This window comes from Crenobacter intestini, assembly GCF_004919095.1.
Taxonomy (GTDB): Bacteria; Pseudomonadota; Gammaproteobacteria; order Burkholderiales; family Chromobacteriaceae; genus Craterilacuibacter; species Craterilacuibacter intestini.
Genome location: NZ_STGJ01000003.1, coordinates 37,280 through 61,534, shown reverse-complemented (window position 1 = coordinate 61,534; position 24,255 = coordinate 37,280). Strand labels below are relative to the sequence as shown.

Annotated in this window: 24 protein-coding genes; 14 read left to right on the top strand and 10 right to left on the bottom strand. The window is 66.7% G+C overall.

Annotated elements, in window-relative coordinates; genetic code table 11:
• Positions 1–11: 11 nt before the first annotated feature.
• From E5K04_RS04215 to E5K04_RS04205, 3 genes are all read right to left on the bottom strand, one after another.
• Positions 12–1,400 carry a hypothetical protein gene (locus tag E5K04_RS04215; RefSeq protein ID WP_136551658.1) on the bottom strand — a complete coding sequence of 463 codons (1,389 nt, stop codon included), beginning with the start codon at positions 1,398–1,400 and terminating at the stop codon, positions 12–14.
• A 108-nt stretch (positions 1,401–1,508) separates the two neighbouring features.
• The gene (locus E5K04_RS04210; RefSeq protein ID WP_136551657.1) at positions 1,509–1,943 is read right to left on the bottom strand and encodes a Cd(II)/Pb(II)-responsive transcriptional regulator; all 435 of its coding nucleotides are present in this window, start codon (positions 1,941–1,943) and stop codon (positions 1,509–1,511) included.
• Between the two features lie 131 nt (positions 1,944–2,074).
• A complete protein-coding gene (locus E5K04_RS04205; protein WP_136551656.1) occupies positions 2,075–4,432 on the bottom strand; it encodes a heavy metal translocating P-type ATPase in 2,358 nt (785 codons plus the stop codon).
• Between the two features lie 138 nt (positions 4,433–4,570).
• Here E5K04_RS04205 and E5K04_RS04200 point away from each other — a divergent pair, with 138 nt between their 5' ends.
• Entirely contained in the window at positions 4,571–5,398 is an 828-nt protein-coding gene (locus tag E5K04_RS04200; RefSeq protein ID WP_136551655.1) for a dienelactone hydrolase family protein, read from the top strand.
• Here E5K04_RS04200 and E5K04_RS04195 read toward each other — a convergent pair.
• Complete coding sequence (locus E5K04_RS04195) at positions 5,395–6,351, bottom strand: DMT family transporter (protein ID WP_235844263.1); 957 nt, start codon at positions 6,349–6,351, stop codon at positions 5,395–5,397. The two genes, E5K04_RS04200 and E5K04_RS04195, sit on opposite strands and share 4 nt — an antisense overlap.
• A gap of 147 nt (positions 6,352–6,498) precedes the next feature.
• On the opposite strand from E5K04_RS04195, the gene E5K04_RS04190 reads away from it, so the two are divergent.
• A complete protein-coding gene (locus tag E5K04_RS04190) occupies positions 6,499–7,413 on the top strand; it encodes a LysR family transcriptional regulator (RefSeq protein WP_136551653.1) in 915 nt (304 codons plus the stop codon).
• Here E5K04_RS04190 and crcB read toward each other — a convergent pair.
• Positions 7,385–7,768, bottom strand: coding sequence for a fluoride efflux transporter CrcB (gene crcB, locus E5K04_RS04185; RefSeq protein ID WP_136551652.1), 384 nt, complete (start codon positions 7,766–7,768; stop codon positions 7,385–7,387). The genes E5K04_RS04190 and crcB overlap by 29 nt on opposite strands.
• Before the next feature lie 187 nt (positions 7,769–7,955).
• Between crcB and E5K04_RS04180 the strand changes: the two genes are divergently transcribed.
• Together E5K04_RS04180 and E5K04_RS04175 are read left to right on the top strand one after the other, a co-directional pair.
• Positions 7,956–8,138, top strand: a complete 183-nt coding sequence (locus E5K04_RS04180) for a hypothetical protein (RefSeq protein ID WP_136551651.1) — start codon at positions 7,956–7,958, stop codon at positions 8,136–8,138.
• 163 nt (positions 8,139–8,301) lie between these two features.
• Positions 8,302–8,613: a high-potential iron-sulfur protein gene (locus E5K04_RS04175; RefSeq protein ID WP_136551650.1), complete on the top strand. Its 312-nt coding sequence runs from the start codon at positions 8,302–8,304 to the stop codon at positions 8,611–8,613.
• 60 nt (positions 8,614–8,673) lie between these two features.
• Here the strand turns inward: E5K04_RS04175 and E5K04_RS04170 are convergent, their stop codons facing one another.
• Positions 8,674–9,021 (bottom strand): RidA family protein, encoded by a 348-nt coding sequence (locus E5K04_RS04170; protein ID WP_136551649.1) that lies wholly within the window; start codon positions 9,019–9,021, stop codon positions 8,674–8,676.
• A gap of 110 nt (positions 9,022–9,131) precedes the next feature.
• Positions 9,132–10,316, bottom strand: a complete 1,185-nt coding sequence (locus E5K04_RS04165; protein ID WP_235844262.1) for a DesA family fatty acid desaturase — start codon at positions 10,314–10,316, stop codon at positions 9,132–9,134.
• 124 nt (positions 10,317–10,440) lie between these two features.
• Here E5K04_RS04165 and E5K04_RS04160 point away from each other — a divergent pair, with 124 nt between their 5' ends.
• A complete protein-coding gene (locus E5K04_RS04160) occupies positions 10,441–12,030 on the top strand; it encodes a YdgA family protein (protein WP_235844261.1) in 1,590 nt (529 codons plus the stop codon).
• Between the two features lie 48 nt (positions 12,031–12,078).
• Here E5K04_RS04160 and bfr read toward each other — a convergent pair whose 3' ends face one another.
• On the bottom strand, positions 12,079–12,558 hold the full coding sequence (bfr, locus tag E5K04_RS04155; RefSeq protein ID WP_136551648.1) for a bacterioferritin: 480 nt from the start codon (positions 12,556–12,558) through the stop codon (positions 12,079–12,081).
• Positions 12,559–12,612: 54 nt separating this feature from the next.
• The gene (locus tag E5K04_RS04150; protein ID WP_136551647.1) at positions 12,613–12,801 is read right to left on the bottom strand and encodes a (2Fe-2S)-binding protein; all 189 of its coding nucleotides are present in this window, start codon (positions 12,799–12,801) and stop codon (positions 12,613–12,615) included.
• A 57-nt stretch (positions 12,802–12,858) separates the two neighbouring features.
• On the opposite strand from E5K04_RS04150, the gene E5K04_RS04145 reads away from it, so the two are divergent.
• Positions 12,859–13,302, top strand: a complete 444-nt coding sequence (locus E5K04_RS04145) for an NUDIX hydrolase (protein ID WP_136551646.1) — start codon at positions 12,859–12,861, stop codon at positions 13,300–13,302.
• 6 nt (positions 13,303–13,308) lie between these two features.
• Here E5K04_RS04145 and rfbD read toward each other — a convergent pair whose 3' ends face one another.
• Positions 13,309–14,259 carry a dTDP-4-dehydrorhamnose reductase gene (rfbD, locus tag E5K04_RS04140; RefSeq protein ID WP_235844259.1) on the bottom strand — a complete coding sequence of 317 codons (951 nt, stop codon included), beginning with the start codon at positions 14,257–14,259 and terminating at the stop codon, positions 13,309–13,311.
• A 627-nt stretch (positions 14,260–14,886) separates the two neighbouring features.
• Between rfbD and E5K04_RS04135 the strand changes: the two genes are divergently transcribed.
• The 8 genes from E5K04_RS04135 (at position 14,887) to E5K04_RS04100 (ending at position 24,211) form a co-directional block, all read left to right on the top strand.
• Positions 14,887–16,728: a type I restriction-modification system subunit M gene (locus tag E5K04_RS04135; RefSeq protein WP_136551645.1), complete on the top strand. Its 1,842-nt coding sequence runs from the start codon at positions 14,887–14,889 to the stop codon at positions 16,726–16,728.
• Entirely contained in the window at positions 16,725–18,074 is a 1,350-nt protein-coding gene (locus E5K04_RS04130) for a restriction endonuclease subunit S (protein ID WP_136551644.1), read from the top strand. The genes E5K04_RS04135 and E5K04_RS04130 overlap by 4 nt, the downstream gene beginning before the upstream one ends.
• Positions 18,071–19,024: a DUF5655 domain-containing protein gene (locus E5K04_RS04125; protein WP_136551643.1), complete on the top strand. Its 954-nt coding sequence runs from the start codon at positions 18,071–18,073 to the stop codon at positions 19,022–19,024. The genes E5K04_RS04130 and E5K04_RS04125 overlap by 4 nt, the downstream gene beginning before the upstream one ends.
• A gap of 57 nt (positions 19,025–19,081) precedes the next feature.
• Positions 19,082–19,693, top strand: coding sequence for a hypothetical protein (locus E5K04_RS04120; protein ID WP_136551642.1), 612 nt, complete (start codon positions 19,082–19,084; stop codon positions 19,691–19,693).
• 2 nt (positions 19,694–19,695) lie between these two features.
• On the top strand, positions 19,696–20,025 hold the full coding sequence (locus E5K04_RS04115; RefSeq protein WP_136551641.1) for a hypothetical protein: 330 nt from the start codon (positions 19,696–19,698) through the stop codon (positions 20,023–20,025).
• Positions 20,026–20,093: 68 nt separating this feature from the next.
• Positions 20,094–20,672 carry a MarR family transcriptional regulator gene (locus E5K04_RS04110; RefSeq protein WP_136551640.1) on the top strand — a complete coding sequence of 193 codons (579 nt, stop codon included), beginning with the start codon at positions 20,094–20,096 and terminating at the stop codon, positions 20,670–20,672.
• Positions 20,659–21,102, top strand: a complete 444-nt coding sequence (locus E5K04_RS04105) for a DNA-binding protein (protein WP_136551639.1) — start codon at positions 20,659–20,661, stop codon at positions 21,100–21,102. The genes E5K04_RS04110 and E5K04_RS04105 overlap by 14 nt, the downstream gene beginning before the upstream one ends.
• A 4-nt stretch (positions 21,103–21,106) precedes the next feature.
• Positions 21,107–24,211, top strand: a complete 3,105-nt coding sequence (locus E5K04_RS04100) for a type I restriction endonuclease subunit R (protein WP_136551638.1) — start codon at positions 21,107–21,109, stop codon at positions 24,209–24,211.
• The last annotated feature ends 44 nt before the right edge of the window (positions 24,212–24,255 follow it).

The following is a 24,255-nucleotide window of genomic DNA, read 5'->3' as shown; positions in this document are numbered from 1 at the left end:
CGGGCCAAGGCTCAGGCCTCGATGGCGACGATCTTGTAGTCGAACAGCTGGTAGCGGGTGGTCTGGCTGCGCAGGCGCGTCGCCTGGACGGTCTTGCGCCCCGCGCCGTCGGCCAGCGAGAAGGTGCGCATCGCCTGGAACGGCCGCCCTTCGGCCAGCAGCATGTTGCCGCCGCCGAACCAGCCGTCGCCGTGCAGGGTGATGGCCGCTTGCCACGCCTCCTGGTTGCCCAGCGAGTGCTCGACGCGCAACAGCCCGGCAGCGGCGCGCTTGCCCAGGTATTCGACCCCGTACAGCACCGTCCCGCCGGCCTGCCGGCGCACGCGGCGCACCAGTGCGCAGCGCAGGCGCCCGCCCGGCTTGCCCAAGAGCAGCACCGAGCCTGCCTCGACCCCGGCGTCGCCGCCTTCGAGCTGCAGCCCGGACAGGCTCAAATCGACGATACGCCAGCGCAACGGCACGGCGGCGGCTTCCGGTTCGAAACCGGCGGCCAGCTCGTCACCGCCGAGCTGGTGCCAGCCTGCGGCAAACCCGGGCAAGACGGTCAGCGACTGGCGCTGCAGGCGCTGGTAGCGCAGGTGGCGCCGCCTGGCCAGCCCGCCCCACTCGCTGCGCAGGCGCAGCAACAGCTGCAGCTCGGCGACCGGCAGCACGTCGCCGCTGGCGTTCAAGCGCGCGCAGACCGCCGCGAGTACCGCGGACAGCTCCAGCCGCACGACCTGCGCCGGCAGCGCTTCGGCGGCCTCGTAAAACCTGGGCGGCGCATCCGCCGCCAGGTTGGCGGCAAAACCGCCCGACCATGCCGCACCTTCCTCCGCCAGCGCCACCGCAGAGGCCTGCGCATCGACCCACGCGAACAGCGTGGCGAGCTTGGCCGGCTCCAGGCTGCCGCTCGCGGTCAGCCCCAGCAACGACAGGCGCGCGTAGCACAGCGCCGGCGTCAGGGTGTCGGCGCGGCCGCGTTTGTCCTGCCAGCCACGCGCGAGCACCTGCGCGAACAGCGCGTGGACCTGCAGCCACAAACCGGCCGGAACGCCCGCGTAGCGGCAGACGGCCAGCCGTTGCACCAGGTCGGCCGCGTGCAGCGCCCATACCACGGGCGCTACGTCGTCACGCCCGCCGGCAAGCCAGCCGCGGCGGCCAAGCGCGGCAAGCGCTTCTGCGTGCCACTGCTCGAACAACAGTTCGGCGAGCGCCTGCGCCTGCCCGCGCAAGCCTTCGTCCACTGCCCCGCCCGCCGCGACACACGCCTCGCACGCGGCCAGCGCCGCCTGGCCTGCTTCGGCAAGGCGCGCCGAAGCGGCGCCCGCCGCCGGAGGGCGCAAGGACTGCAAATGGCTTTCGATCAGGGACAGCGAAGGCGGCGGCACCGACGGACGCGCGACAGAGGCGACAGGCATTCCGGAACATTTCGCGGCGGCTTGCACGGCCGCGATCCACATGAAGACAACGCCCCGATATTCGCAGATTTCCGCGATAAATTCATCGATATTCGATAGGTTTTATTATCACTGCACGCCATGCCGGCAGCCATCCACCACCGGCTGCGCGGCCAGCGGCGCGTCGCTGAGGCCGTCGACGATCACGCAGGCGTCGCTTCCCCCGCCGCAGCGCGCGCGCAAGGCGCCCAGGGTGTCGCGCAGCGTCGACAGTGCTGCGATGCGCGCGTCGAGGTGGCCAATATGCGCGTCGATCAGCGCGTTCACCTCGTCGCAGGCCTGATCCGGCGTATCGAGCAGCGCGAGCAGGGTGCGGATCTCGTCGTGGCTCATGTCGAGCAGGCGGCAGTTGCGGATCAGGCGCAACCGCGCGAGGTGCGCGTCGCCGTAGACCCGGTAGTTGCTGCCGTCGCGCACGGCACCCGGCAACAGGCCGGCCTTCTCGTAGTAGCGGATGGTCTCCACCGTGGCGCCGCAGCGCGACGCGAGTTCGCCTATCTTCATTCCGGTCTCCCTCTGTCCCTTGCCCCCACCGTCCACAGCCCCTGCGCACAACGCTGGGGAGAAACTGTGGACAGCACGCCGCAGGGCAATACCCGTGCGGCCTGGCGATTGCTGCCCAAAAAACGGGCGCCTCAGCGCCAGCGGCGCAGCAGCAGCGAATTGCTGACCACCGACACCGAGCTGAACGCCATCGCCGCGCCGGCGATCACCGGGCTCAGGTAGCCCAGCGCCGCCAGCGGGATGCCCAGCGTGTTGTAGATGAAGGCGAAGAACAGGTTCTGGCGGATCTTGGCGAGCGTCGCGCGCGACAGCGCGACCGCGTCGACCAGGTGTTCGAGGTCGTCGTGCATCAGCGTCACGTCGGCCGCCTCGATCGCGACGTCAGACCCCGCGCCCATCGCGAAGCTGGCGTCGGCGAGCGCCAGCGCCGGCGCGTCGTTGACGCCGTCGCCGACCATGCCGACCTTCAGGCCCTCGGCCTTCAGATGCGCGACCCTGTCGGCCTTGCCGCGCGGCTTCACCTCGCCTTCGAATTCGTCTATGCCCGCCTCGCGCGCGATCGCGGCGGCGGTCGCGCGGTTGTCGCCGGTGAGCATCAGCACGCGGATGCCCATCTCGCGCAGGCGTCCAACCGCGCGGGCGGAGCCCGGCTTGAGCCGGTCGGCGATCGCGAAGAAGCCCGCCGGCGCGCCGTCGACGCAAGCGGCGACCACCGTCTTGCCCTCGTCGCGCCACGCGCGCGCGGCGTCGGGCAATTCGAGCCCTAGCCAGCGCGGGTCGCCGACGGCCAGCCGGCCGACCCCGGCGACATCGGCCTCGACGCCGGCGCCGGCGTGTGCGGCAAACCCGCTCACCGCAGGCAGGGTCAGCTTGCGCGCGGCCGCCGCGCCGATCAGCGCGCGCGACAACGGGTGTTCACTGCCCGCCTCGACCGCGGCGACCGCGCCGAGCAGCCCGTCTTCGTCCGGCACCAGCACCAGCATGGCGTCGACGGTCGGCTTGCCCTCGGTCAGCGTGCCTGTCTTGTCGAGCACCACCGCCTGCAGCCGCCCGGCCGTCTCCAGCGCCGCCGCGTTGCGGAACAGGATGCCGCGCCGCGCGCCGTTGCCGATGCCGACCATCACCGCCGTCGGCGTCGCCAGCCCCAACGCGCACGGACAGGCGATCACCAGCACGGCGACCGCGTGCACCAGCGCGACCGTCCAGTCGCCCAGCCACCAGCCGGTCGCGGCAAAGGTGAGCAGCGCGATGGCGACGACCACCGGCACGAACACGCCGGAGATCACGTCGGCCAGCCGCTGGATCGGCGCCTTCGAGCCCTGCGCCTCGCGCACCAGGCGGACGATCTGCGCCAGCTGGGTGCGGTTGCCGACCCCGCTGGCACGCAGGCGCACGCTGCCGGCCACCGCGCGGCTGCCGGCGACCACCCGGCCGCCGACGCCGCGGGCGACCGGCAGGCTCTCGCCGGTCATCAGGCTCTCGTCGAACGCGCCCTCGCCGTCGACCACCTCGCCGTCCACCGGCACCGACTCGCCGTTGCGCACCACGACGACGTCGCCCAGCACCAGTTCGCCTACCGGCACCTCGAGCAACTGCCCGCCCCGCTCGACGCGCGCCACCTTGGGCGCGAGCCTGACCAGCGCTTCGATCGCGCTGCCGGCCTTGCCCTTGGCGCGCGCCTCCATCAGCTTGCCCAGCACCACCAGCGTGATCACCGCGGCCGACGCCTCGAAGTACACATGCTGGCCGTCCAGCCCGGCGAGCGTCACCCACGCCGAGAAGCCCCACGCCATGCTGGTACCCAGCGCGACCAGCACGTCCATATTCGCGCCGCCACCCTTGAGCGCCGAGCAGGCGCCCTTGTAAAAGCGCGCGCCGACCCAGAACTGCACCGGCGCCGAGAGCAAGAGCTGCAGCATGCGCGGCAGCATCAGCGCGTGCACGCCGAACAGCATGGCGACCATCTCCGCAATAAAAGGCAGGGTCAGCAACGCCGACACCACGAAGACGCGCAGCTCGTGCCGGTAGTGCTCGACGTGGCGGCGGGTGGCCGCCTCGTCGTCAGCCTCCCCCGCTACCACGCGCGCGTCAAAGCCTGCCTTCTGCACCGCGGCCACCAGCGCCGCCGGCGCGTAACTGCCCTCGGGAAAACCCAGGCTGGCGCGCTCGCTGGCAAAGTTGACGCTGGCCGTGACGCCGGGCAGCTTGCCCAGCACCTTCTCGATGCGCGCCGCGCACGCGGCGCAGCTCATGCCCTCCAGCGCAAGCTCGGCGTGCGCCATCGGCACCGAGAAACCCGCCTTGCCGATCGCTGCCACCGCGTCGGCGGGCGTGGCGCCGCCCTCTGCCAGCGAGAGCTCCGCGCTCTCGCTGGCAAAACTTACGCTGGCCGCGACACCGGGCAGCTTGTTCAGCACCTTTTCGATGCGGTTCGCGCACGCGGCGCAGCTCATGCCGTCGATCGGCAGGATCAGTTTCTGGCTAGTCATCGGGACAGGATGGCACAGGCGGGCCGTATTCAGGTGGCCAATATTGCCGCCGCCTCGGCTCGCCGGCAACGGCGAAGGGGTGACAACACGGCGTCAGCGCGTAGCCTGAAGGAGAAGTCCGTCACCAAGGAGAGTGTCATGCCGCTGCCCCGCCGCGCCTTTCTCGCTTGTCTCGCCGCCACCGGCTACGCGCTGGCCGCCGCCCCTCTGGCCGCCTCGCCCATCGTCACGCCCGACACCGGCCTCGAACAGGGCGACGCCCTGGTTTTCACCGAGGACGGCTTCCGGCTGCCGGTGTACTGGGCGCGCCCGGCAAAGGCAGGTGGCAAGTGGCCGGTGGTGCTGGTCGTGCAGGAGATCTTCGGCGTGCACGAGCATATCCGCGACGTCTGCCGCCGCCTCGCACGCCAGGGCTACTTTGCGCTCGCCCCCGAACTCTTCGTGCGCCAGGGCGACCCGCGCGGCAAGGCCGACGTGAAGGCCATCCTGGCCGACATCGTCTCCCGCGTGCCCGACCGGCAGGTGATGGACGACCTCGACGCGACACTGGCGTGGGCGGGACAGCACGGCGGCGACCGCGCACGCGCCGGCGTGGTCGGCTTTTGCTGGGGCGGCCGCATCGTCTGGCTGTACGCGGCGGCGCGCCCCAACCTCAAGGCGGGCGTCGCCTTCTACGGCCGGCTCGCCGGCAAGCAGGACACGCTTACGCCCAGGCAGCCGCTCGACGTGGCGGGCGAACTCAAGGTACCGGTGCTCGGCCTGTACGGCGGCAAGGACGAAGGCATCCCGCAGGCCGACGTCGACGCGATGCGCGAGCGCCTGCCCGCATCCGGCAAGATCGTCGTCTATCCGGACGCCGGGCACGCCTTTCACGCAGACTACCGCGCGAGCTACCAGTCGGTCGCTGCCGGCGACGCGTGGGCACGCACGCTGCAATGGCTGCAGCAAATGGGCGTCGGCGGTTAAGAGCGCCCCGGCGCGAGCCTGGGGCTGATCGGGCAGCGCACTTCGTCGGGGCTGGCCGCCTCTTCGGCCTTGCGCGAGCGCGACACCAGCACCACCCCGGCGATCACCAGCGCGGCGCCGGCGATCTGCGTCCACGAGAACGACTCGCCGAGCACCGTCCAGCCCATGGACAGGGTCAGCACCGGCCCCAGCGTGCTGATCGACGCCGCGCGCCCGGCGCCGAGCAGGCGGATCGCCTGCGTCAGCGCCCACACCGGGAACACCGTCGAAAAGAGCGCCATCGAGAGTGTGATCAGGTAGACCTCGCCCGGCAGCACCAGCGTCTCGAGCGGCTGGGTAAGCACAAAATGCGCGAGCACCGCGAAGCAGGCGACGAGCGTCGCCAGCGCCGAAAAGGGCGTCGCGCCGACCCGGCCAACCACCTCGCCTGAGCCGGCCACATAGACGGCGTAGCAGAGCATGCTCAGCGACACCCAGCCGACACCGACCCAGACGTCCGCCCCCAGCGCCGCGTCGGAAAGGTCGTGGCTGAGCGCGAGCCCAGCCCCCAGGTAGGCCAGCGCGACCGCCAGCCACACGCAGACCGAATAGCGCTTGCCGAGGAAGATCACCGACAGCAGCAACACCAGCGTCGGGTAGAGGAACAGGGTCAGCCGCTCGAGCGCCGACGAGATATAGCGCAGGCCGATGAAGTCGAACAGGCTGGACAGGTAGTAGCCGCACAGGCCGAGCAGCACGATTAACGGCCAGTCGCGACGGCCGATCCGCCGCAAGGCCCCCTCGCGCATGCACAGCCACAGCATGGCGGCGAAAAACGGCAGCGCGAACAGCATGCGCAGCGCGAGCAGCGCCTCGGCGCTCGCGCCGTAGCGGAAGCCCAGCTTCACGAAGATCGCCTTCGCCGAAAAGCCGGCTGCCGACAGCACGGCCAGCGCCACCCCTTTGTGATTCAAGAAGGCGGTTCGCCAACTCTCCAGCGCGTGACCCGACATGCGACAGCCTTTGACTGCAATGAATGGAGCGGGGATTATGCAAGCAATAAGGCGAGCCAAACTGCTTGATTGGCAGAGCAAGCCTTCACGAAAACAGAAGGCTTAGCGATGAGACTGGACTTTGTCGACCTGAAATTCTTCCTGCTGCTCGCCGAGGCCGGCAACCTGACCGTCGCCGCCGAGCGCGCCCCGATGGCGCTGTCGGCGGCGAGCCAGCGCCTGAAGAAGCTCGAACAGCTGTACGGCGTGCCGCTGGTCGAACGCCACTCGCGCGGCGTCACCCTGACCGAGGCCGGCGAGACGCTGCGCCTGCACGCCAAGGGGCTGATCCGCGGCACCGAGGCGCTGAACGACGAGATGGGCAGGCTCAGCAGCGGCGTGCGCCGCGAGATCCGTGTGTGCGGCAACACGATGGCGACCAGCGTGTTCCTGCCCGAACGGCTCGGCGCCTTCCTCGCCAGCGAACCGGACGTCGACGTGCGGCTCACCGAACGCCCCAGCCGGCAGATCGTCCCCCTGATCGAACACGACGAGATCGACATCGGCGTGATCGACGGCAGCCTGGGTGTCGAGCGGCTGACGCTGCTGCCGTTCGCGCGGGATCGCCTGGTGCTGGTCTGCGCGGCGGGCCACCCGCTCGCGCGCCGCGCCACGGTCGCGTTCGCCGAACTGCTCGACGAGCCCTTCGTCGGGCTGGTGCCCGGCATCGCGATGCAGCGTTTCATCGAGGGGATGGCCCAACTGAAGGGGCACAGCCTGCGCATCCGGGTGCGCACGCCGGGCTTCGCGTCGCTGGCCGCCATCGTCGGCAGCGGCGCCGGCGTCGGCATCCTGCCCGAACGCAGCGCACGCCAGCTCGCGCCGGCGCACGGCCTGGCCGCCATCGCGCTGACCGACCCGTGGGCCGAGCGCGAACTGAAGCTCTGTTTCAAGGAGGAAGTACTGGGCACCCCTGCCCGCCGCCTGCTCTCGACCCTGCTGGGCACGCGGGAGGTCAGGCCAGCAGACGGCGCAGCACGCTGAAACTGGCGAGCCCCAGCGCGGTCATCGCGAGCGAGCCGAACAGGTGGGCGCCGGCGGTCAGCATGGCCCAGGACAGGCGCCCCTGCTGCAACAGGCCGACCACCTCGGCCGAAAACGAGGAAAAGGTCGTCAGCGCGCCGAGAAAACCGGTGATCGCGAACAGCCGCCATGCGGGCGAGAGCTCGCTGTGCGCGAACAGCGCGATGGCGACGCCGATCAGGTAGGCACCCAGCAGGTTGGCGACCAGCGTGCCCGGCGGCAGCAGCGGGAAATGGCGGTTCAGAAGCTCGGACAAGCCCCAGCGCGACAGCGCGCCCAGGCTCGCCCCCGCGCAAATGGCGAGGATCTGCTGCATAGGCTCTCCTGCATCAAGAAACCATGCAGTCTACCGCGCCGGCACGGCAGGCGGACAAACGACGACTGTTGCTTGAGGGCCACGGTGTGAACTTTGCGCACCCATGTCTGACAAACATCATGTTTTAGCAAGAAAATTCATGATATTTTCAGTCTTGCGTTGCAACACCTCTGCCGGAGAAGCGACCATGAGCCGAAGCATGTACCTTTTCGAGCGCGACCGCATCCATGCCGTCCACGCGATCCGCAACCGCACCGTCGGCGGCCCCAACCGCCCCAACCCCCAGGACAAGCTGCGCAACGACGCGCGCCGCGAGATCGAGTCCCGCCGCTGGGACATCGAGATGGGGTTGCGCCCGCAGCGCGACTGAACGCGGCAGGCTTGACGCACGTCAAGGCCAAGACTTCCCAAACGCATAAAATCGACACCCAGACGGCTGCGCGCGCAGCCGCCGGACGCGGGCGCATAAAGAATGCCGAACAAGCCCGCGGGCAGCCCCATTACAAAGCACGCAACCGCAAGGAGTACCACGCATGACCAGCCGCAGAACCTTCCTGATGAAAGTCATTCCCGCTGCCGGCGCCCTCGCCGTCCTCGGCAACCAGGCGATGGCCGCTCCGGCCACCGCAACCGAAGCCGACCCGCAGGCGAAGGCACTCGGTTACGTCACCGACGCCAAGAAGGTCGACAAGGCGAAGTACCCGAAGTACGCGGCCGGCCAGACCTGCAGCAACTGCCAGTTCTATCAGGGCAAGCCGACCGACGCGTCCGCCCCGTGCCCGATGCTCGGCGGCAAACTGGTTGCCGGCAAGGGCTGGTGCAATGTGTGGGCAAAGAAGGCCTGATCGGCTCTCACCCAAAAAAACGGACCGCAGCGCGGTCCGTTTTTGTTTGCGCGCGGGCGCTCAGCGCTCAGCGACCACCTTGATCTCGACCTTCCAGGCCGGGTTGGCCAGCCGCGCCTCAACCGTCGCGCGCGCCGGGGTCTGCCCCGGCACCACCCAGGCGTCCCACGCCGCGTTCATCGCGTCGTAGTCGGCCAGGTCCGCAAGATAAATGGTCGCGTCGACCAGCTTGTCCTTGCCCGAGCCCAGCTCGGCGAGCAGCGCGTCGATCTGCGCGAGCACGTCCTCGGTCTGCGCGCGCGCGTCGGCGTCGGTGTTTTCCGGCACCTGCCCGGCCATGAAGATCAGGCCGTTGCTGACGACGGCTTCGGCGAGGCGGCTGCCCGCCTTGTAACGGTAAAGCGACATGGTGCGTCCTTGTGTGCAAGTGATGACAGCAGATTGTAGCGCGGACCCGCCAGGCGCCAAAACGGCCCCACATGGGGCCGTCGTCGGCAAGACCGGGTACTGCCGGCAGGTCAGGCCAGCGCCGCGCCGCGCAGCTTGCGGCTGAACGACTGCAGCGACTCGATGCCGCTTGCCTCGGCGCGCACGCACCAGTCGTGCATCTCGGCCAGCAACTGGTCGCGGGTCAGGCTCGAGCGCTCCCACAGCCGCGACAACTCCTGGCGCATCGCGTACACCTTGGCCAACAGCTCGCTCTGCTCGAGCAGACGCGCAAGTTCTGCGCGCTCGGGCTCCGGGGTGTCCTTGGCTTCCTGCTTCAACCACACCTTCATCTGCGCGGCGAGCGAGGAATGGCCCAGCCGCGTGAGCTCCGCCCGGTAGACGACCTTCAGTTCGCGCGCATAGCCCGCCGCGATCGCGTAACGGTTGGCGATCACCGCCTGCAGGCTGTCCGGGGTCACCACATTGCTCGCGCCGTCGACGATCAGGCGCGGCGCGACCTTGCGCACGCGGGCGAGCCCCAGCATTTCCATGATGCGGATGTACATCCAGCCGATGTCGAACTCGAACCATTTGTACGACAGCTTGGCCGAGGTACCGAAGGTGTGGTGGTTGTTGTGCAGTTCCTCGCCGCCGATCAGGATGCCCCACGGCACCAGGTTGGTCGACGCGTCCTCGTTCTCGAAGTTGCGGTAGCCCCAGAAGTGGCCGAGTCCGTTGATCACGCCGGCGGCGAAGAACGGGATCCACACCATCTGCACGGCCCAGATGGTCAGGCCGGCGGCGCCGAACAGCACGAGGTTGATCAGGAGCATCAGCACGATGCCCTTGCCGCTGTACCGGGTGTAGACATTGCGTTCTAGCCAGTCGTCCGGCGTTCCGTGGCCGTACTTCTCCATGATGGCGCGATCCTTGCACGCGGCGCGGTACAGCTCGGCGCCCTGCCACAACACCTTGCGGATGCCGAGCACCTGCGGGCTGTGCGGATCCTCGGCGGTTTCGCAGCGTGCGTGGTGCTTGCGGTGGATCGCCGCCCATTCCTTGGTGACCTGGCCGGTGGTCAGCCATAGCCAGAAGCGGAAAAAGTGACTGGGGATCGGGTGCAGGTCAAGCGCACGGTGCGCCTGGTGCCGGTGCAGGAAGATGGTCACCGAAGCGATGGTGATATGGGTGAGCCCCAGCGCCACCAGGATATAGCCCCACCAGGGCAGGTCGACCAAGCCGTTAAGCCATTGCATCTTGAAGCGCTGCCTCATGTTTCGAACAATTGCTCGATTGTACATGTCATATGGCGGGCGTCCAGTCCTACGCGCTCGAGACGGTCGTCAGTTTGAATCCCTTATTGTAAGATGACCCGCTGGATTGACAGGTAGAGCCATAGTGAACTTCAACGCACACCGCTGGACCCTGGCCGCCGCCGGCGTCGCCACCTTTGCCGTGTTTTACGGCGGTTTCTCGTACTGGGCGGGCGTCAAGGCCGAGCAGACGCTGAACGAGCAGTATCGCCTGCTCTCGACGATGCCGGCCTTCACCGTCAAGTCACACAGTTATGAGCGCGGCTGGTTCTCGTCGACCGAGACCACCGAGCTTGAGCTGAACAAGAAGCTGTTCGGCCCCTACCTCGCGACGCTGCCGGACAACCTCAAGCCGCTGCTCTCGGGCACGCTGCGCTACACCAACCATATCGAGCACGGCCCGCTGCCGGGCTTGTCCCGCTTCAACTTCGTGCCGGCGCGCGCGCTGGTGCGCACCGAGTTCGACATGAGCGCGGCGACCCGCAAGACGCTCGCGCGCTTCTTCGGCGACGCCGAGCCGATCACCGTGACCAACCGGCTGGGCTTCGGCGGCGGCGGCGAGCTGAGCGTCGCCATCCCGAAGTTCGACTACGAGGAAACGCTGGCCGGCGTGCAGATGAAGTGGCAGGGCTTCAACCTGAAGGTCGACTACGGCAAGGGCTTCAAGGAATACCGGGTCGACGCGCTGTCGCCGGGCTTCATGCTCGACGCGGCAAGCAAGGGCAGCTTCACCTTCAACGGAGTGCGCTACGCCTCCGACGTTCGCCCCGGCGCGACCGGCGTGCGGCTTGGCAGCAGCGAGCTTGCGATCGGCGACATCCGCTTCGCGTGGAAGGAAGCGATCCCCTACAGCATCAAGCTCAACGAGCTGATCTACCTGGTCAGCCGCGTGCGCGTCGGCGAGTTCATCAACCCTTCGGGCGAGCTCAAGCCCTCCAGCGTCGAGCTGAAGAAGCTGAACTACCAGATCGTCACCAGCGAACAGGACGACTTCGTCAACACGCGCGGCAAGCTGACCTTCGACAGCTTCCGCTACGACGAACAGAAATACGGCCCGCTCAAGCTCGACGTGTCGGCCAACCACCTGCACGGCCCGACGCTGGTCAAGCTCGACGAGGCGCTGTCCAAGGTGCCGTTCGAGAAGCTGCCGCCGGCCGAACTGCGCAAGCGCTATATCGACACCATCCTGCAAAACGGCGTGCCGCTCCTGGAAAACGACCCCAAGCTGGTCGTCCACGAGTTCAGGCTCGGCCTGCCCAGCGGCATGAGCACGCTCACCGGCACGCTGGCGATCAAGGGATTGAAAGAAGCCGACCTCAAGTCGCCGCTGGCCTTTATCCGCCGCTTCAACGTCGACGCCGCGGTATCGCTGCCCAAGCCGGCGCTGGAGACCCTGGTCGTCGCGCAAGCGCGCAACCTGTTCACCGTCGACGCCAGCGCCGAGGAGCAGCCGGACATGGCCGAAATCGACGAGCTGGCACGCAGCCTGCTCGACGCCCAGCTCTCCGAGTGGGCGCGTCAGGGCTTGTTAAAACTCGACGGCAACCAGGTCGCGACCACGCTCGACTTCAAGGAGGGCGCGCTGAAGATCAACCAGAAGCCGGTCGCCCTGCCCTGGCAGGCCGACAACCCGGAGGAAGCCTCCGCACCGGTGGCCGCCAGCGCCGCCCTGTAAACGCAAAAACCGGCGCAGCGCGCCGGTTTTTTTCTGGCAACGTCCCCGTCAGGATGCCGCGTCGCCCATCTGGCTTTGCAGCCAGTTGGCCAGCCCGACGCGGCCGATCAGGCCTTGCTGCGTCTCCAGCCAGTCTACATGCTCTTCCTCGCCCGCCAGGATGTCGGACAACAAGCCGCGCGACACGTAGTCGGCGACCGTCTCGCAATACGCGATCGCCTCGCGCAGCAGCACGATGGCCTCGCGCTCCAGCCTGAGGTCACAGCCGATGATTTCCTCGGGCGATTCGCCGATATAGAGCTTGCCCAGATCCTGCAGGTTGGGCAGCCCCTCGAGGAACAGGATGCGCTCGATCAGGCGGTCGGCGTGCTTCATCTCGTCGATCGACTCGTGGTACTCGTGCTCGTCAAGCCGGGCGAACCCCCAGTTGCGGCACATCCGCGCATGCAGGAAATACTGGTTGATCGCGGTCAGCTCGTTCTTGAGGATCTTGTTCAGGTAATCGATGACTTTACGGTCGCCTTGCATGGCATGCTCCTGCGGGATCGTCCCTGAGCCGCAGTATGGCAAGCGCCGGGCCGATCACAAGGACGGCGGCGTTGCCGCAGGCAGCAATTCGCGCGCGGCCTGCCTCAGCAGCGCGTGCGCGCAACGCGCGCATTTGCCGCACTGGGTCGCCACCGGCCGGATGTCGCGCAGGCGGCGGGCACCAGAGAGCGCCGCGGCGCGGATCTGCCGCTCGGTCGTGGGGTAACACAGGCAGACGTACATGGCAGGCGCGACTCGCGGTAAAGTCAGCCCATCTTAGACGACAGGGAAGCTCGCGACATGAGCGAAAGATTCCGCCCGAACACCACCGTCGCCGCCGTGATCGAACGCGGTGGCCGCTTTCTGCTGGTCGAGGAGCAGACCGACGCCGGCGTGCGCCTGAACCAGCCGGCCGGCCACCTCGAAGCCGGCGAGAGCCTGCTGGACGCCGTGCGCCGGGAGGTGCTCGAGGAAACCGGCTACGCGTTCACCCCCGAGGGACTGGTCGGCGTCTACCTCGCGCCCGGCAAGACCACCTACCTGCGCTTCGCCTTCTACGGCAGCGTGGGCGCCGCACCGGTCAGCACGCAGCTGGATTCGGGCATCATCGCCGCGCGCTGGCTGGATTACGACGCGCTTTTAGCGTCTGCCGACCGCCTGCGCAGCGCACTGGTGACGCGCTGCGTGGACGACTGGCGCGCCGGCGCGCGCCACCCGCTGTCGCTGCTGCACACCCTGCCCTGAACGGGCTCAGTCCCCGCGGGCGCCATGCGCCCAGCGCCGCACGCGCAAAGCGCCGGAGCGCTGCAATTGCGCGAGCGCGTAGCTGACCCCGTGGCTCCAGTGCGGCAGGTTCAGCCCGAATTGCCCGGTCAGCTTGTCGCAACAGAGGCGGGAGTTCAGCGGCCGCACCGCCGGCGTCGGCCAGGCCGAGCTGGGGATGGGCTGCACGTTCCCGGCCGTGCACGCGAGCTTGACGCCGGTGAACTCGAGTTCGCGCACGATATGGCTGGCGAAGCCGTGCCAGCTCACCTCGCCGCCGGCGGTCAGGTGGTAGACGCCCCACGGCGCGTGGTTTCCGGCTGACAGCAGCGTGCGCAACAGGTGCGCCGTGGTGTCAGCGACCAGCTGCGTCGAAGTCGGCGCGCCGACCTGGTCGTCGACGATCTTGAGCACGGGCCGCTCGAGCGCGAGGCGCAGGATGGTATGCAGGAAGTTGTTGCCGAACGCGCTGTAGAGCCAACTGACGCGCAACACCAGCGCGCGCGGGCAATCCGCGAGCACCGCTTCCTCACCGGCCAGCTTGCTCGCGCCGTACACCATTTGCGTGCCGGCCGTGTCCATCTCCACGTAAGGGCGTTCGGCGCGGCCGTCGAATACATAGTCGGTCGAGAACTGCACCATCGCCGCGTCGTGCTCACCGGCCCAGCGCGCGAGTACCTCCGGCGCGGTCGCGTTGATCGCCCAGGCGTGGGCGGTTTCGCTCTCTGCACGGTCGACCGCCGTATACGCGGCCGCGTTGACGATCAGGTCCGGACGCACCCTGTCCAGCCACGCGCGCATGCGCTCGGGCGACTCGAGGTCGAACTGCGCGCGGGCCGGCGCGTGGACGGTCCCCAGCGGCGCGAGCGCGCGCATCAGTTCGAAACCGAGCTGGCCGCCGGCGCCGGTCACCAGTATCGTGGGCATCTGCTTGTTCATTCAGGCTCCTGCGCGGTGCCCCCTTGCGGGCCGCCGCCTCTCTTTGATTGGAATGACACAAATGATACCCGCCGCCCCTATTGAACGCGAACCCCGGTGCAGCTCCCGCCTGGCACAGCTCGCGGCGGCATCGTGCATGCTGCTGGCCAGCGCACAGGGGTGGGCTGACAGCCTAAGGCTTTGTTATCACTATGTCCTTCCATAAAAAGGCTTGCAGGCTAGGCCAAAACGAAATGTAAGCAGTTTGTAAGCAGAGTCAGTCCATGTAAGCGGCTGCCGACGCCGCTCCGTGCCGCAGCTCGGTCTCCGCAGGCTGGCTGTCCGGCCCCTGAAAAACAGGTAGCACCCACACCATCATTTTGCGCACCGTCCCGTTCCCGCGAGGGGGTGGCGAGGGCAGGCCGGCCCCGCAATGCCGAGATGCCATCCAGTACGCATAGCAGCCGCTCCCCACTCCTGCCCGCCCGTCTCGCGCGCGCACGCCACACCCACCACCCCACCCGCCCTCCATTTGCGCCAGCGCATAGCCAGCGCGCCGCCGCCCCGCTTACAATCGACCCCATACTTTTGGCATCGGTCGGTGCGTGCGCTTATCGCCGCGTGCTGGCCCGCGTTTTGGAAAATCTGATGAATCCCTCCGCACTGTCCGCCTTTATCTGGTCGGTCGCCGACCTCTTGCGCGGCGACTACAAGCAAAGCGAATACGGCAAAGTCATCCTGCCGTTCACCGTCCTGCGCCGCCTCGACTGCGTGCTCGCTGACACCAAGCCGGCGGTGCTCGCCGAGTTCCAGCTGCGTAGCGACGCCGGCATCAACCCCGAGCCTTTCCTGCTACGCAAGGCTGGCCAGAGCTTCTACAACACCTCGCCGCTCGACCTCTCCAAGCTGCTGGGCGACCAGGACCATATCCGCGAAAACCTGTACGCCTACATCCAGAGCTTCTCGCCCGCCGCGCGCGACATCTTCGAGCGCTTCGACTTCTTCACCCAGGTCGAACGTCTGGCCAAGGCGGGCCTGCTGTATCTCGTGACCGAGAAGTTCGCCAACATCGACCTCCACCCCGAGGTGGTCGACAACGCCTCCATGGGCCTGGTCTTTGAAGAGCTCATCCGCAAGTTCGCCGAAATCTCCAACGAGACGGCGGGGGAACACTTCACCCCGCGCGAAGTCATCCGCCTGATGGTCAACCTGCTGTTCATCGAGGACGACGACGTGCTGACCGCCGGCAACGCGGTGGTGCGCACGCTGTACGACCCGACGGCGGGCACCGGCGGCATGTTGTCGGTGGCCGGCGAATTCCTCGCCGAGCACAACCCGCAGGCGCGCCTCACCCTGTTCGGCCAGGAACTGAACGACGAGTCCTACGCCATCTGCAAGGCGGACATGCTTATCAAAGGGCAGGACGTCGGCAACATCGTCGCCGGCAACACGCTCTCCGACGACGGTCACGGCGCGCGCAAGTTCGACTACATGCTGTCCAACCCGCCGTTCGGCGTCGAGTGGAAGAAGGTCGAGAAGGCGGTGCGCGACGAGCACGAGCGAAAGGGCTTCGACGGCCGCTTCGGCCCCGGCCTGCCGCGCGTCTCCGACGGCTCGATGCTGTTCCTGATGCACCTCATCAGCAAGATGCGCCCGGCCAGCGAGGGCGGCTGCCGCTTCGGCATCGTGCTCAACGGCTCGCCCCTGTTTACCGGCGGTGCTGGCAGCGGGGAGAGCGAAATCCGCCGCTACGTGCTGGAGAACGACCTGGTCGAGGCCATCATCGGCCTGCCGACCGACATGTTCTACAACACCGGCATCGCCACCTACGTCTGGGTGCTGTCCAACAAGAAGCCGGCCGACCGCGCGGGCCAGGTCCAGCTCATCGATGCCGGCAGCTTCTGGCAGAAGATGAGGAAGAGCCTGGGCAGCAAGCGCAAGGAAATGGGCGACGAGCACATCGCCACCGTCACCCGCCTGTTCGGCGACTTCACCGAGGCGGAAATGGTCACCGTGCTCGACGCCGCAGGCCAACCGCAGGGCGAGCCGCAGCTTATCACCAGCACCGACCCACAGCCGGTGGCGCCGGAGGGCGGCCGCCTGAAACGGGTGCCGATTGCCCGCATCTTCGACAACGCAGACTTCGGCTACACCACCCTCACCATCGAGCGCCCGCAGCGCGACGAGGCCGGGCAAATCGTGGTCGGCACCCGCGGCAAGCAGAAAGGCAAGCCGCAGCCCGACAGCAGCCTGCGCGACACCGAGAACGTGCCGCTGAAGGACGACATCGACGCCTACTTCAAGCGCGAGGTGCTGCCGCACGCGCCGGACGCGTGGATAGACTCCGACAAGACCAAGGTCGGCTACGAAATCCCGTTCAACCGCAACTTCTACGTGTTCGAGCCGCCGCGCAGCCTCGCCGCCATCGACGAAGAACTGAAGGCCGTCTCCGCCCGCATCATGGCCATGCTCGGGGAGTTGGCGGAATGAGTTTGCCCAAGTATCCGGAATACAAGGACAGCGGGGTGGAGTGGTTGGGGTCTGTACCCAGTCATTGGAAGGTCGACCGTCTAAAGGCAGCGGTCCAGTCGTGCAAGAACGGCATATGGGGAGATGAACCCAAGGGCGACGAATCAGACATCCCCTGCGTCCGCGTTGCCGATTTCGACCGAATCCGACTCGTCGTCAATGAAGATGTACCCACACTCCGTTCAGTTACTGACAAGGAGCGCATCGGCCGACTTTTAAAAAAAGGCGACCTACTCCTAGAAAAATCTGGTGGTGGCGACTTAAAGCCAGTTGGCCAGGTTGTCCTTTATCAGTCGGAAAACGCCGCCGTTTGTTCGAATTTTGTTGCCCGCCTTCAATTGAAGGAACACCTTGTTTCGGGATTTTGGAATTACGCATTTGCCGCTACATACGCAGCAGGGCTGAACACTCGCTGCACAAATCAAACATCAGGCATTCAAAATCTTGACCAAGAACGGTACTTCAACGAGACAGCTATCTTCCCACCCGTTGCGGAGCAGGCCGCCATCGCCGAATTCCTCGACCGCGAAACCGCCAAAATCGACGCACTGATTGCCGAGCAGGAAAAGCTCATCGTCCTGCTGGCCGAGAAGCGCCAGGCCACCATCTCCCACGCCGTCACCCGCGGCCTCAACCCCGCCGCGCCGATGAAGGACTCCGGTGTCGAGTGGCTGGGGCAGGTGCCGGCGCATTGGGAGGTGATGACATTCCAACGATGCGTTTATGTGCAAGAGGGGCAGGTCGACCCTGAGTCAGATGAATACAGTTCGATGGTGCTCATTGCACCAAATCACGTTGAATCTGCCTCAGGTCGTCTGTTGTACGTTGAGACTGCACAAGAGCAGGCTGCACAGAGCGGTAAATACCTGTGCCGTGGTGGCGATGTTATTTACAGCAAAATCCGCCCCGGCCTAAGAAAAGCCTGCATCGCTCCCTCTGATTGTTTGTGCAGCGCGGACATGTATCCCTTGCGAGGCAATGAAAATCTTTCAAATACCTTCTTGCTTTGGTTCATCCTTTCCGAGCAATTTTCGGCACTGGCAGTTTTAGAGTCCGAACGTGTTGCCATGCCAAAAATCAATCGAGAGTCACTCAAAGCGGTCTGGCTTCCTATCCCACCGATTAACGAGCAAATTGCTATTGGGAATTTTCTAAACTCGGAAGCAACCCGGCTTGACGCTCTCGGAGAAGAAGCTCAACAAGCTATCGAACTCCTCAAAGAACGCCGCGCCGCCCTCATCGCCGCAGTCGTCACCGGCCAGATTGACGTACGCGGTCTGGTCGATGCACCACAGGAGGCCGCATGAGCGACATCCAGCTGTTCCGCATCCAGGACGGGCAGGCGGCCGAGCTGCCGGGGCGTTCGGCGCAGGTCGAGAAGGCGCTGCAGCAGCTGATTGAGGCGCAGATGGAGGTGTTGCTCGGCGTGCGCTTTCTCGCCTCCGAATACGCGACAGGCAAGACGCACCGCGGCCGCATCGACTCACTGGGGCTGGACGAGAACGGCTGCCCGGTGATTGTCGAGTACAAGTGCCGCGTCAACGAGAACGTCATCAACCAGGGGCTGTTCTACCTCGACTGGCTGCTCGACCATCAGGCCGAGTTCCGCTGGCTGGTGCTGGAAAAGCTCGGTGCCGAGGCCGCCCAGCAAATCGAGTGGTCGGGCACCCGCCTGTTATGCATCGCCGCCGACTTTACCCGCTACGACCAGTACGCGGTACAGCAGATTCCGCGCAATATCGAGCTGCTGCGCTACCGGCTGTTCGGCGACGACCTGCTGCTGCTCGAACTCGTCAACGCGCAAAGCGTCGCGCCGGTACCGACGACCGATGGCCAGGCGACACCGAACGAGACCGACACCAGCGCCGACGCGCCGGCCAAGCCCAAGGCAGCTGGCAAGGACAAGTCGCTGGCCGAGCAGCTTGAACTGGCCACCCCCGACATCCGCACACTGTACGACGACACCCGCGCTTGCCTGTTGGGCATGGGTGACGATGTGCAGGAGAAGCTGCTCAAGCTGTACACCGCGTTCCGCCGGCTGAAGAACTTCGCCTGTGTGGCTGTCTACCCCACCCGCCTGCTGGTGACGCTCAAACTCGACCCGGCCAGCCTGAGCTTCGACCCGGACGACACTTTCATGCGCGACGTCAGCCAGGTTGGCCACTGGGGCACCGGCGACGTCGAACTGTGCCTGCGCACCCCGGCCGACCTCGAACGGGCCAAGCCGCTGTTGGAGCGCAGCTATGCGGAAGGTTGAGTGCGGCTAACCGCCGCTTGCAGCCCCCTTTCACCCCCTTGCAAACTTTTTGAAGAGATGAAGACGCTACGCAAAGAACTGGCCAAAGCCCTGCACAACGCGGCCACCAAGGCAGACCAGCGAATCGGCAAGAGCCTGAACGATGTGCCCGAGTACTACATGAACGTGCTGATTGCCGAGCATGTCTACGACGCCTTCGAGACCTACACCTTCTCGCTGGAAGACCAGTTGAGCGACTTGGCCAAAGACATCGGCTTCGCTTTGGACGACCTTGATGAGGCGTATCGCGGCAACGGCCGCGTCGACCTGGTATTCCGCAGCAAGCGCAGCAAAAAGGTCAAACACATTGTCGAGATGAAACGGACTCTGGCCGCGCCGGCCCTGCGCAGCGATGCCTTGCGCTTGGCGATGCTCTGCGCCAAGGCGCCGAACGGCCACCGCATGGAGAAAAACTTCCTGGTCGCCATCGGCCATCACTCCGCGGACACCGCAGCCCAACGCGCGCAGGAAATGCAGGACTGGCTGGCCAAGAGCGATGCAGAACTCGGCAAGTGCATTGAAGTGCGTTTCGAACCGGTAGACTTTGGCGAGTTGGTCAGCACCCGCGGCAGGGGCGTCGACAACCCACTGGTCGGCGGCGTCTGGGAATTCAAGTACGCAGCCAAGTAAGCATGCGCAATGCCAGCCCACCCACCCCGACCGACGCCGCGCTGTTGCAGACGGCCACCCGCGCGCGTGAGGCAGACGGCGCCGTGCTGGTGGAGGTGGCGCAGGTGAGCTGGCCGCACCCGCATGAGCCGGCAACAAGGTGGGTCACCGTCACCCGCCTACCCCTGCCTGCCGAACCGGCCACGGTGGACGCCGCCCGCGCCAAGCTGCTGCGCTCGCGCCGCTATTTCGGCGTCTGCGCCGAGTGCGGAGAGCGGCACCTGCGCGGGCATATGTTTGGCCGCGACCTGTGCGCTGGCTGCGCCGAGCGGGTGTTGCAGGTGAGGTTCTGAATGAATCACCACCGCTCCGCCCGAATCGTAGCAATAATGGCTTCATTCGTAACCAAAACGGCTTTGACATGAACCTGCTCGACACCCTGTTCGGCGGGCAGCGCCAGCGCGTGCTGGGCTGGCTGCTGCTGCACCCCGATGAGGCGCTGCATGTACGCGAACTGGCCCGCTTGACCGGCAGCCACGCCGGCTCGCTGCACCGCGAGCTTGCCCGGCTGGCCGAGGCGGGCTTGCTCATCCGGTCGACGCGCGGCAACCAGGTGCTGTACCAGGCCAACCGCAGCTGCCCGGTGTTTGCCGAGCTGGCCGGCCTGTTCCGCAAGACGTCGGGGGTGGCCGATGCGTTGCGCTCGGCACTGGCGCCGCTGTCCGCACAGATTGAGTTGGCGCTGGTATTCGGCTCGGTTGCCCGCGGCGAGGAAACCGCCCGCTCCGACGTGGACGTGCTGGTGGTCGGGCACGCCGGTTTTGCCGAAGTGGTGGCCGCGCTTTACCCCTGCCAGGAGACGCTGGGGCGCGACATCAACCCGGTGGTGTATTCGCCCGCCGAATGGCGCACCCGGCAGGCCAACGACGACCACTTCGTACGCGACATCCTGTCCAAGCCCACCTTGCCGCTATGGGGAGAACTGAATGACGCTGGATAACCTGCTGGCCATCCACAAGCTGGTACGCCAGGCGCCGGACAAAGGCGGCATCAACAAGCTGCTGCACGCGGCGGCGCGCAACCTGACCGACGCCGGCGTGACCGCGCTGAGCAACGACAACCGTTTCGACGCGGCGTACAAGACCATCCTGCAATGCGCGATGGTCGCCCTGTGGGCCAACGGCTACCGCACCTCGACCAGCCAGCCCGGTCACCACCAGACCGCCATCCAGACCCTGCCCAAGACGATGGGCGTGCCCCCGGCCACGGTCATCGTGCTGGACGCCCTGCGCAAGCAGCGCAACGTCAACGATTACGAAGGCGACCCGGTGTCGGATGCGGCGCTGGCCACTTGCCTCGACGAGGCGGCCAAGCTGCTGGCCCTGACCCGCCGTTACCTCACCACCGAACACCCCGCGCTTTTGGAATAGCCCCATGCACCTGCACCGCGAACACCATTTTGAAGCCGAAATCTGCGCCCACCTTGGCAAGCATGGCTGGGCCTACGCCGAGGGCGACGCTGCCCTGTTCGACCGCGATAGCGGCCTGTTTCTGCCGGACCTGCTCGCGTGGCTGGAAGCAACGCAGAGCGAAAGCTACCAGCGTCTGGCCAAGACGCACGGCGCGCAGTTGCCAAAGGTGTTGGCCGAGCGGGTAAGGAAAAATCTCAACGAGCGCGGCACGCTGGACGTGCTGCGCCGGGGTGTCGAGATGCTGGGACTGAGCGGACCCTTGCGCCTTGCCCAGTTCAAGCCGGCGCTGGCGATGAACGAGGCCACCCTCGCTGCCTACGCCGCCAACCGGCTGCGCGTGGTGCGCCAGGTGCGCCACTCGCCCAATGCGCCGCAGGACGCACTCGACCTGGTGCTGTTCCTCAACGGCGTGGCGGTGGCCACCGCCGAGCTGAAATCCGACTTTACGCAGAGCGTGGACGACGCGGTGGACCAGTACCGCTTCGACCGCGTGCCCCACCCCAAGGGCGGCGTGGCCGAACCGCTGCTGGCCTTCCCCGGCGGCGCGCTGGTGCATTTTGCGGTGAGCCAGTCGGAAGTGCGGATGAGCACCAAGCTGGAGGGCGCGGCGACCCGCTTCCTGCCGTTCAACCGCGGCAACCACGGCGCGGCCGGCAACCCGCCAAGCCCCGACGGCTTCGCGACGGCCTACCTGTGGGAAGAAGTGTGGGCGCGCGAGAGCTGGCTCGACATCCTGCACCGCTACCTGATTGGCAAGCGCGACGACAAGAAGCAGCTGAAGGGCGTGATTTTCCCGCGCTACCACCAGCTTGCCGCCACCCGCGCGCTGGTGGCCGACGTGCTGGAGAACGGCCCCGGCCAGCGTTACCTGATTCAGCACTCGGCAGGTTCAGGCAAGACCAACTCCATCGCCTGGAGCGCGCACTTCCTGGCCGACCTGCACGACGCCGAGCACCGCAAGTTGTTCGACAGCGTGCTGGTGGTCAGCGACCGCAACGTGCTGGACGCGCAGTTGCAGGAGGCCATCTTCGACTTCGAGCGCACCACCGGCGTGGTGGCCACCATTACCGGCGAGCACGGCAGCAAGAGCCAGCAGCTCTCCCAGGCGCTGAAGGACGGCAAGAAAATCATCGTCTGCACCATCCAGACCTTCCCGTTCGCCCTGCAGGCGGTACAGGAACTGGCGGCGACCGAGGGCAAGCGCTTCGCGGTGATTGCCGACGAGGCGCACAGCTCGCAGACCGGCGAGGCGGCGGCCAAGCTGAAGCAGCTGCTGTCGGCCGAGGAATGGGCGGCACTGCAGGACGGCGGCGAGGTGGACACCGAGGCGCTGCTCGCCGCACAGATGGAGGCGCGCAGCAGCGCGGCAGGCCTCACCTACATCGCGTTCACCGCCACACCCAAGGCCAAGACGCTGGAGCTGTTCGGCCGCAAGACAGAACCCGACGGGATGCCGCAGCCCTTCCATGTGTACTCGATGCGCCAGGCCATCGAGGAAGGCTTCATCCTCGACGTGTTGAAGAACTACACCAGCTACAAGCTGGCGTTCAAGCTCGCCAGCAATGGCGAGGAGTTCGACGAAAAGGCGGTCGAGCGCAGCACCGCCATGAAGGGCATCATGCAGTGGGTGCGCCTGCACCCCTACAACATCGCGCAGAAGGTCGCCTGCGTGGTCGAGCACTTTCGCGACAACGTACAGCCGCTGCTTGAGGGCCGCGCCAAGGCGATGGTGGTGGTGGGCAGCCGGCGCGAGGCGGTGCGCTGGCAGAAGGCCATCCGCGCGTATATCGCGGCGCGCGGCTACCCGCTGGGCGTACTGGTGGCGTTCTCCGGCGAAGTGGAGGACGAGGAAAGCTACCCGCAGCCGGTGACCGAGACCAGCAGCGAACTCAACCCCGGCCTCAAGGGGCGCGACATCCGCGACGCCTTTGCCGAGCCCGATTACCACCTGCTGCTGGTTGCCAACAAGTTCCAGACCGGCTTCGACCAGCCGCTGCTGTGCGGCATGTACGTCGACAAGATGCTGGGCGGCATCCAGGCGGTGCAGACGCTGTCGCGCCTGAACCGTGCCCACCCCGGCAAGGACACCACCTACATCCTCGACTTCGTGAATGACCCGCAGGACATCCTCAAGGCGTTCAAGACCTATTACGAAACCGCCGAACTGGAAGCGGCGACCGACCCGCACCAGGTGTTCGATTTGCGCGCCAAGCTGGACGCTGCCGGCTGCTACGACGAGTACGAAGTCGACCGCGTGGTGAAGGTGGAACTGGACCCGCAGGGCACGCAGAAGCAACTCTCCGCCGCCATCGCGCCGGTGGCCGACCGCCTGCTCAAGCGTTACGCGGCCGCGCAGCGGGATGTCCGCGCCGCGCAGGCCGCCGGCGACGACAAGGCCGAGCGCGCCGCCCGTGACGCGATGGATGCGCTCTTGCTGTTCAAGAACGACATGGGCGCCTTCGTGCGGCTGTACGCCTTCCTCAGCCAGATTTTCGACTACGGCAATACCGACATCGAGAAGCGCCACCTGTTCTACAAACGGCTGCTGCCGCTGCTGGACTTCGGCCGCGAGCGCGACACCGTAGACCTGTCGCGCGTGGTGCTCACCCACCACAAGCTACACCAGCAAGGCCGGCAGGCGCTTGCCCTCGGCAAGGGCGACAAGCTCAAGCCGATGGACGGGGTGGGCAGCGGCGCGGTGCAGGACAAGCAGGCCGCGCTGCTCGCAGAAATCATCGACAAGGTGAACGGCCTGTTCGAGGGCGAACTGACCGACGACGACCAGCTCATCTACGTGAACGGCGTGCTCAAGGGCAAGTTGCTGGAAAACGAACTGCTGGTGCAGCAGGCGGCCGGCAACAGCAAGGAGCAGTTCGCCAACTCGCCCGACCTCAAGGACGCGCTCCTGAACGCCATCATGGACGCGCTCGACGCGCACACGCTGATGAGCACCCAGGCGCTCGGCTCGGAACGGGTCCGCGACGGCCTGCGCGACACCCTGCTCGGGCCAGCACAACTGTACGAAGCGTTGCGCGCCAGGGCGGGAATGGACGGCGCTAGGGCCTGAGTATCTCTCCTTCCCTCCGGCAAGGCCACAAAGCCACACCCCTA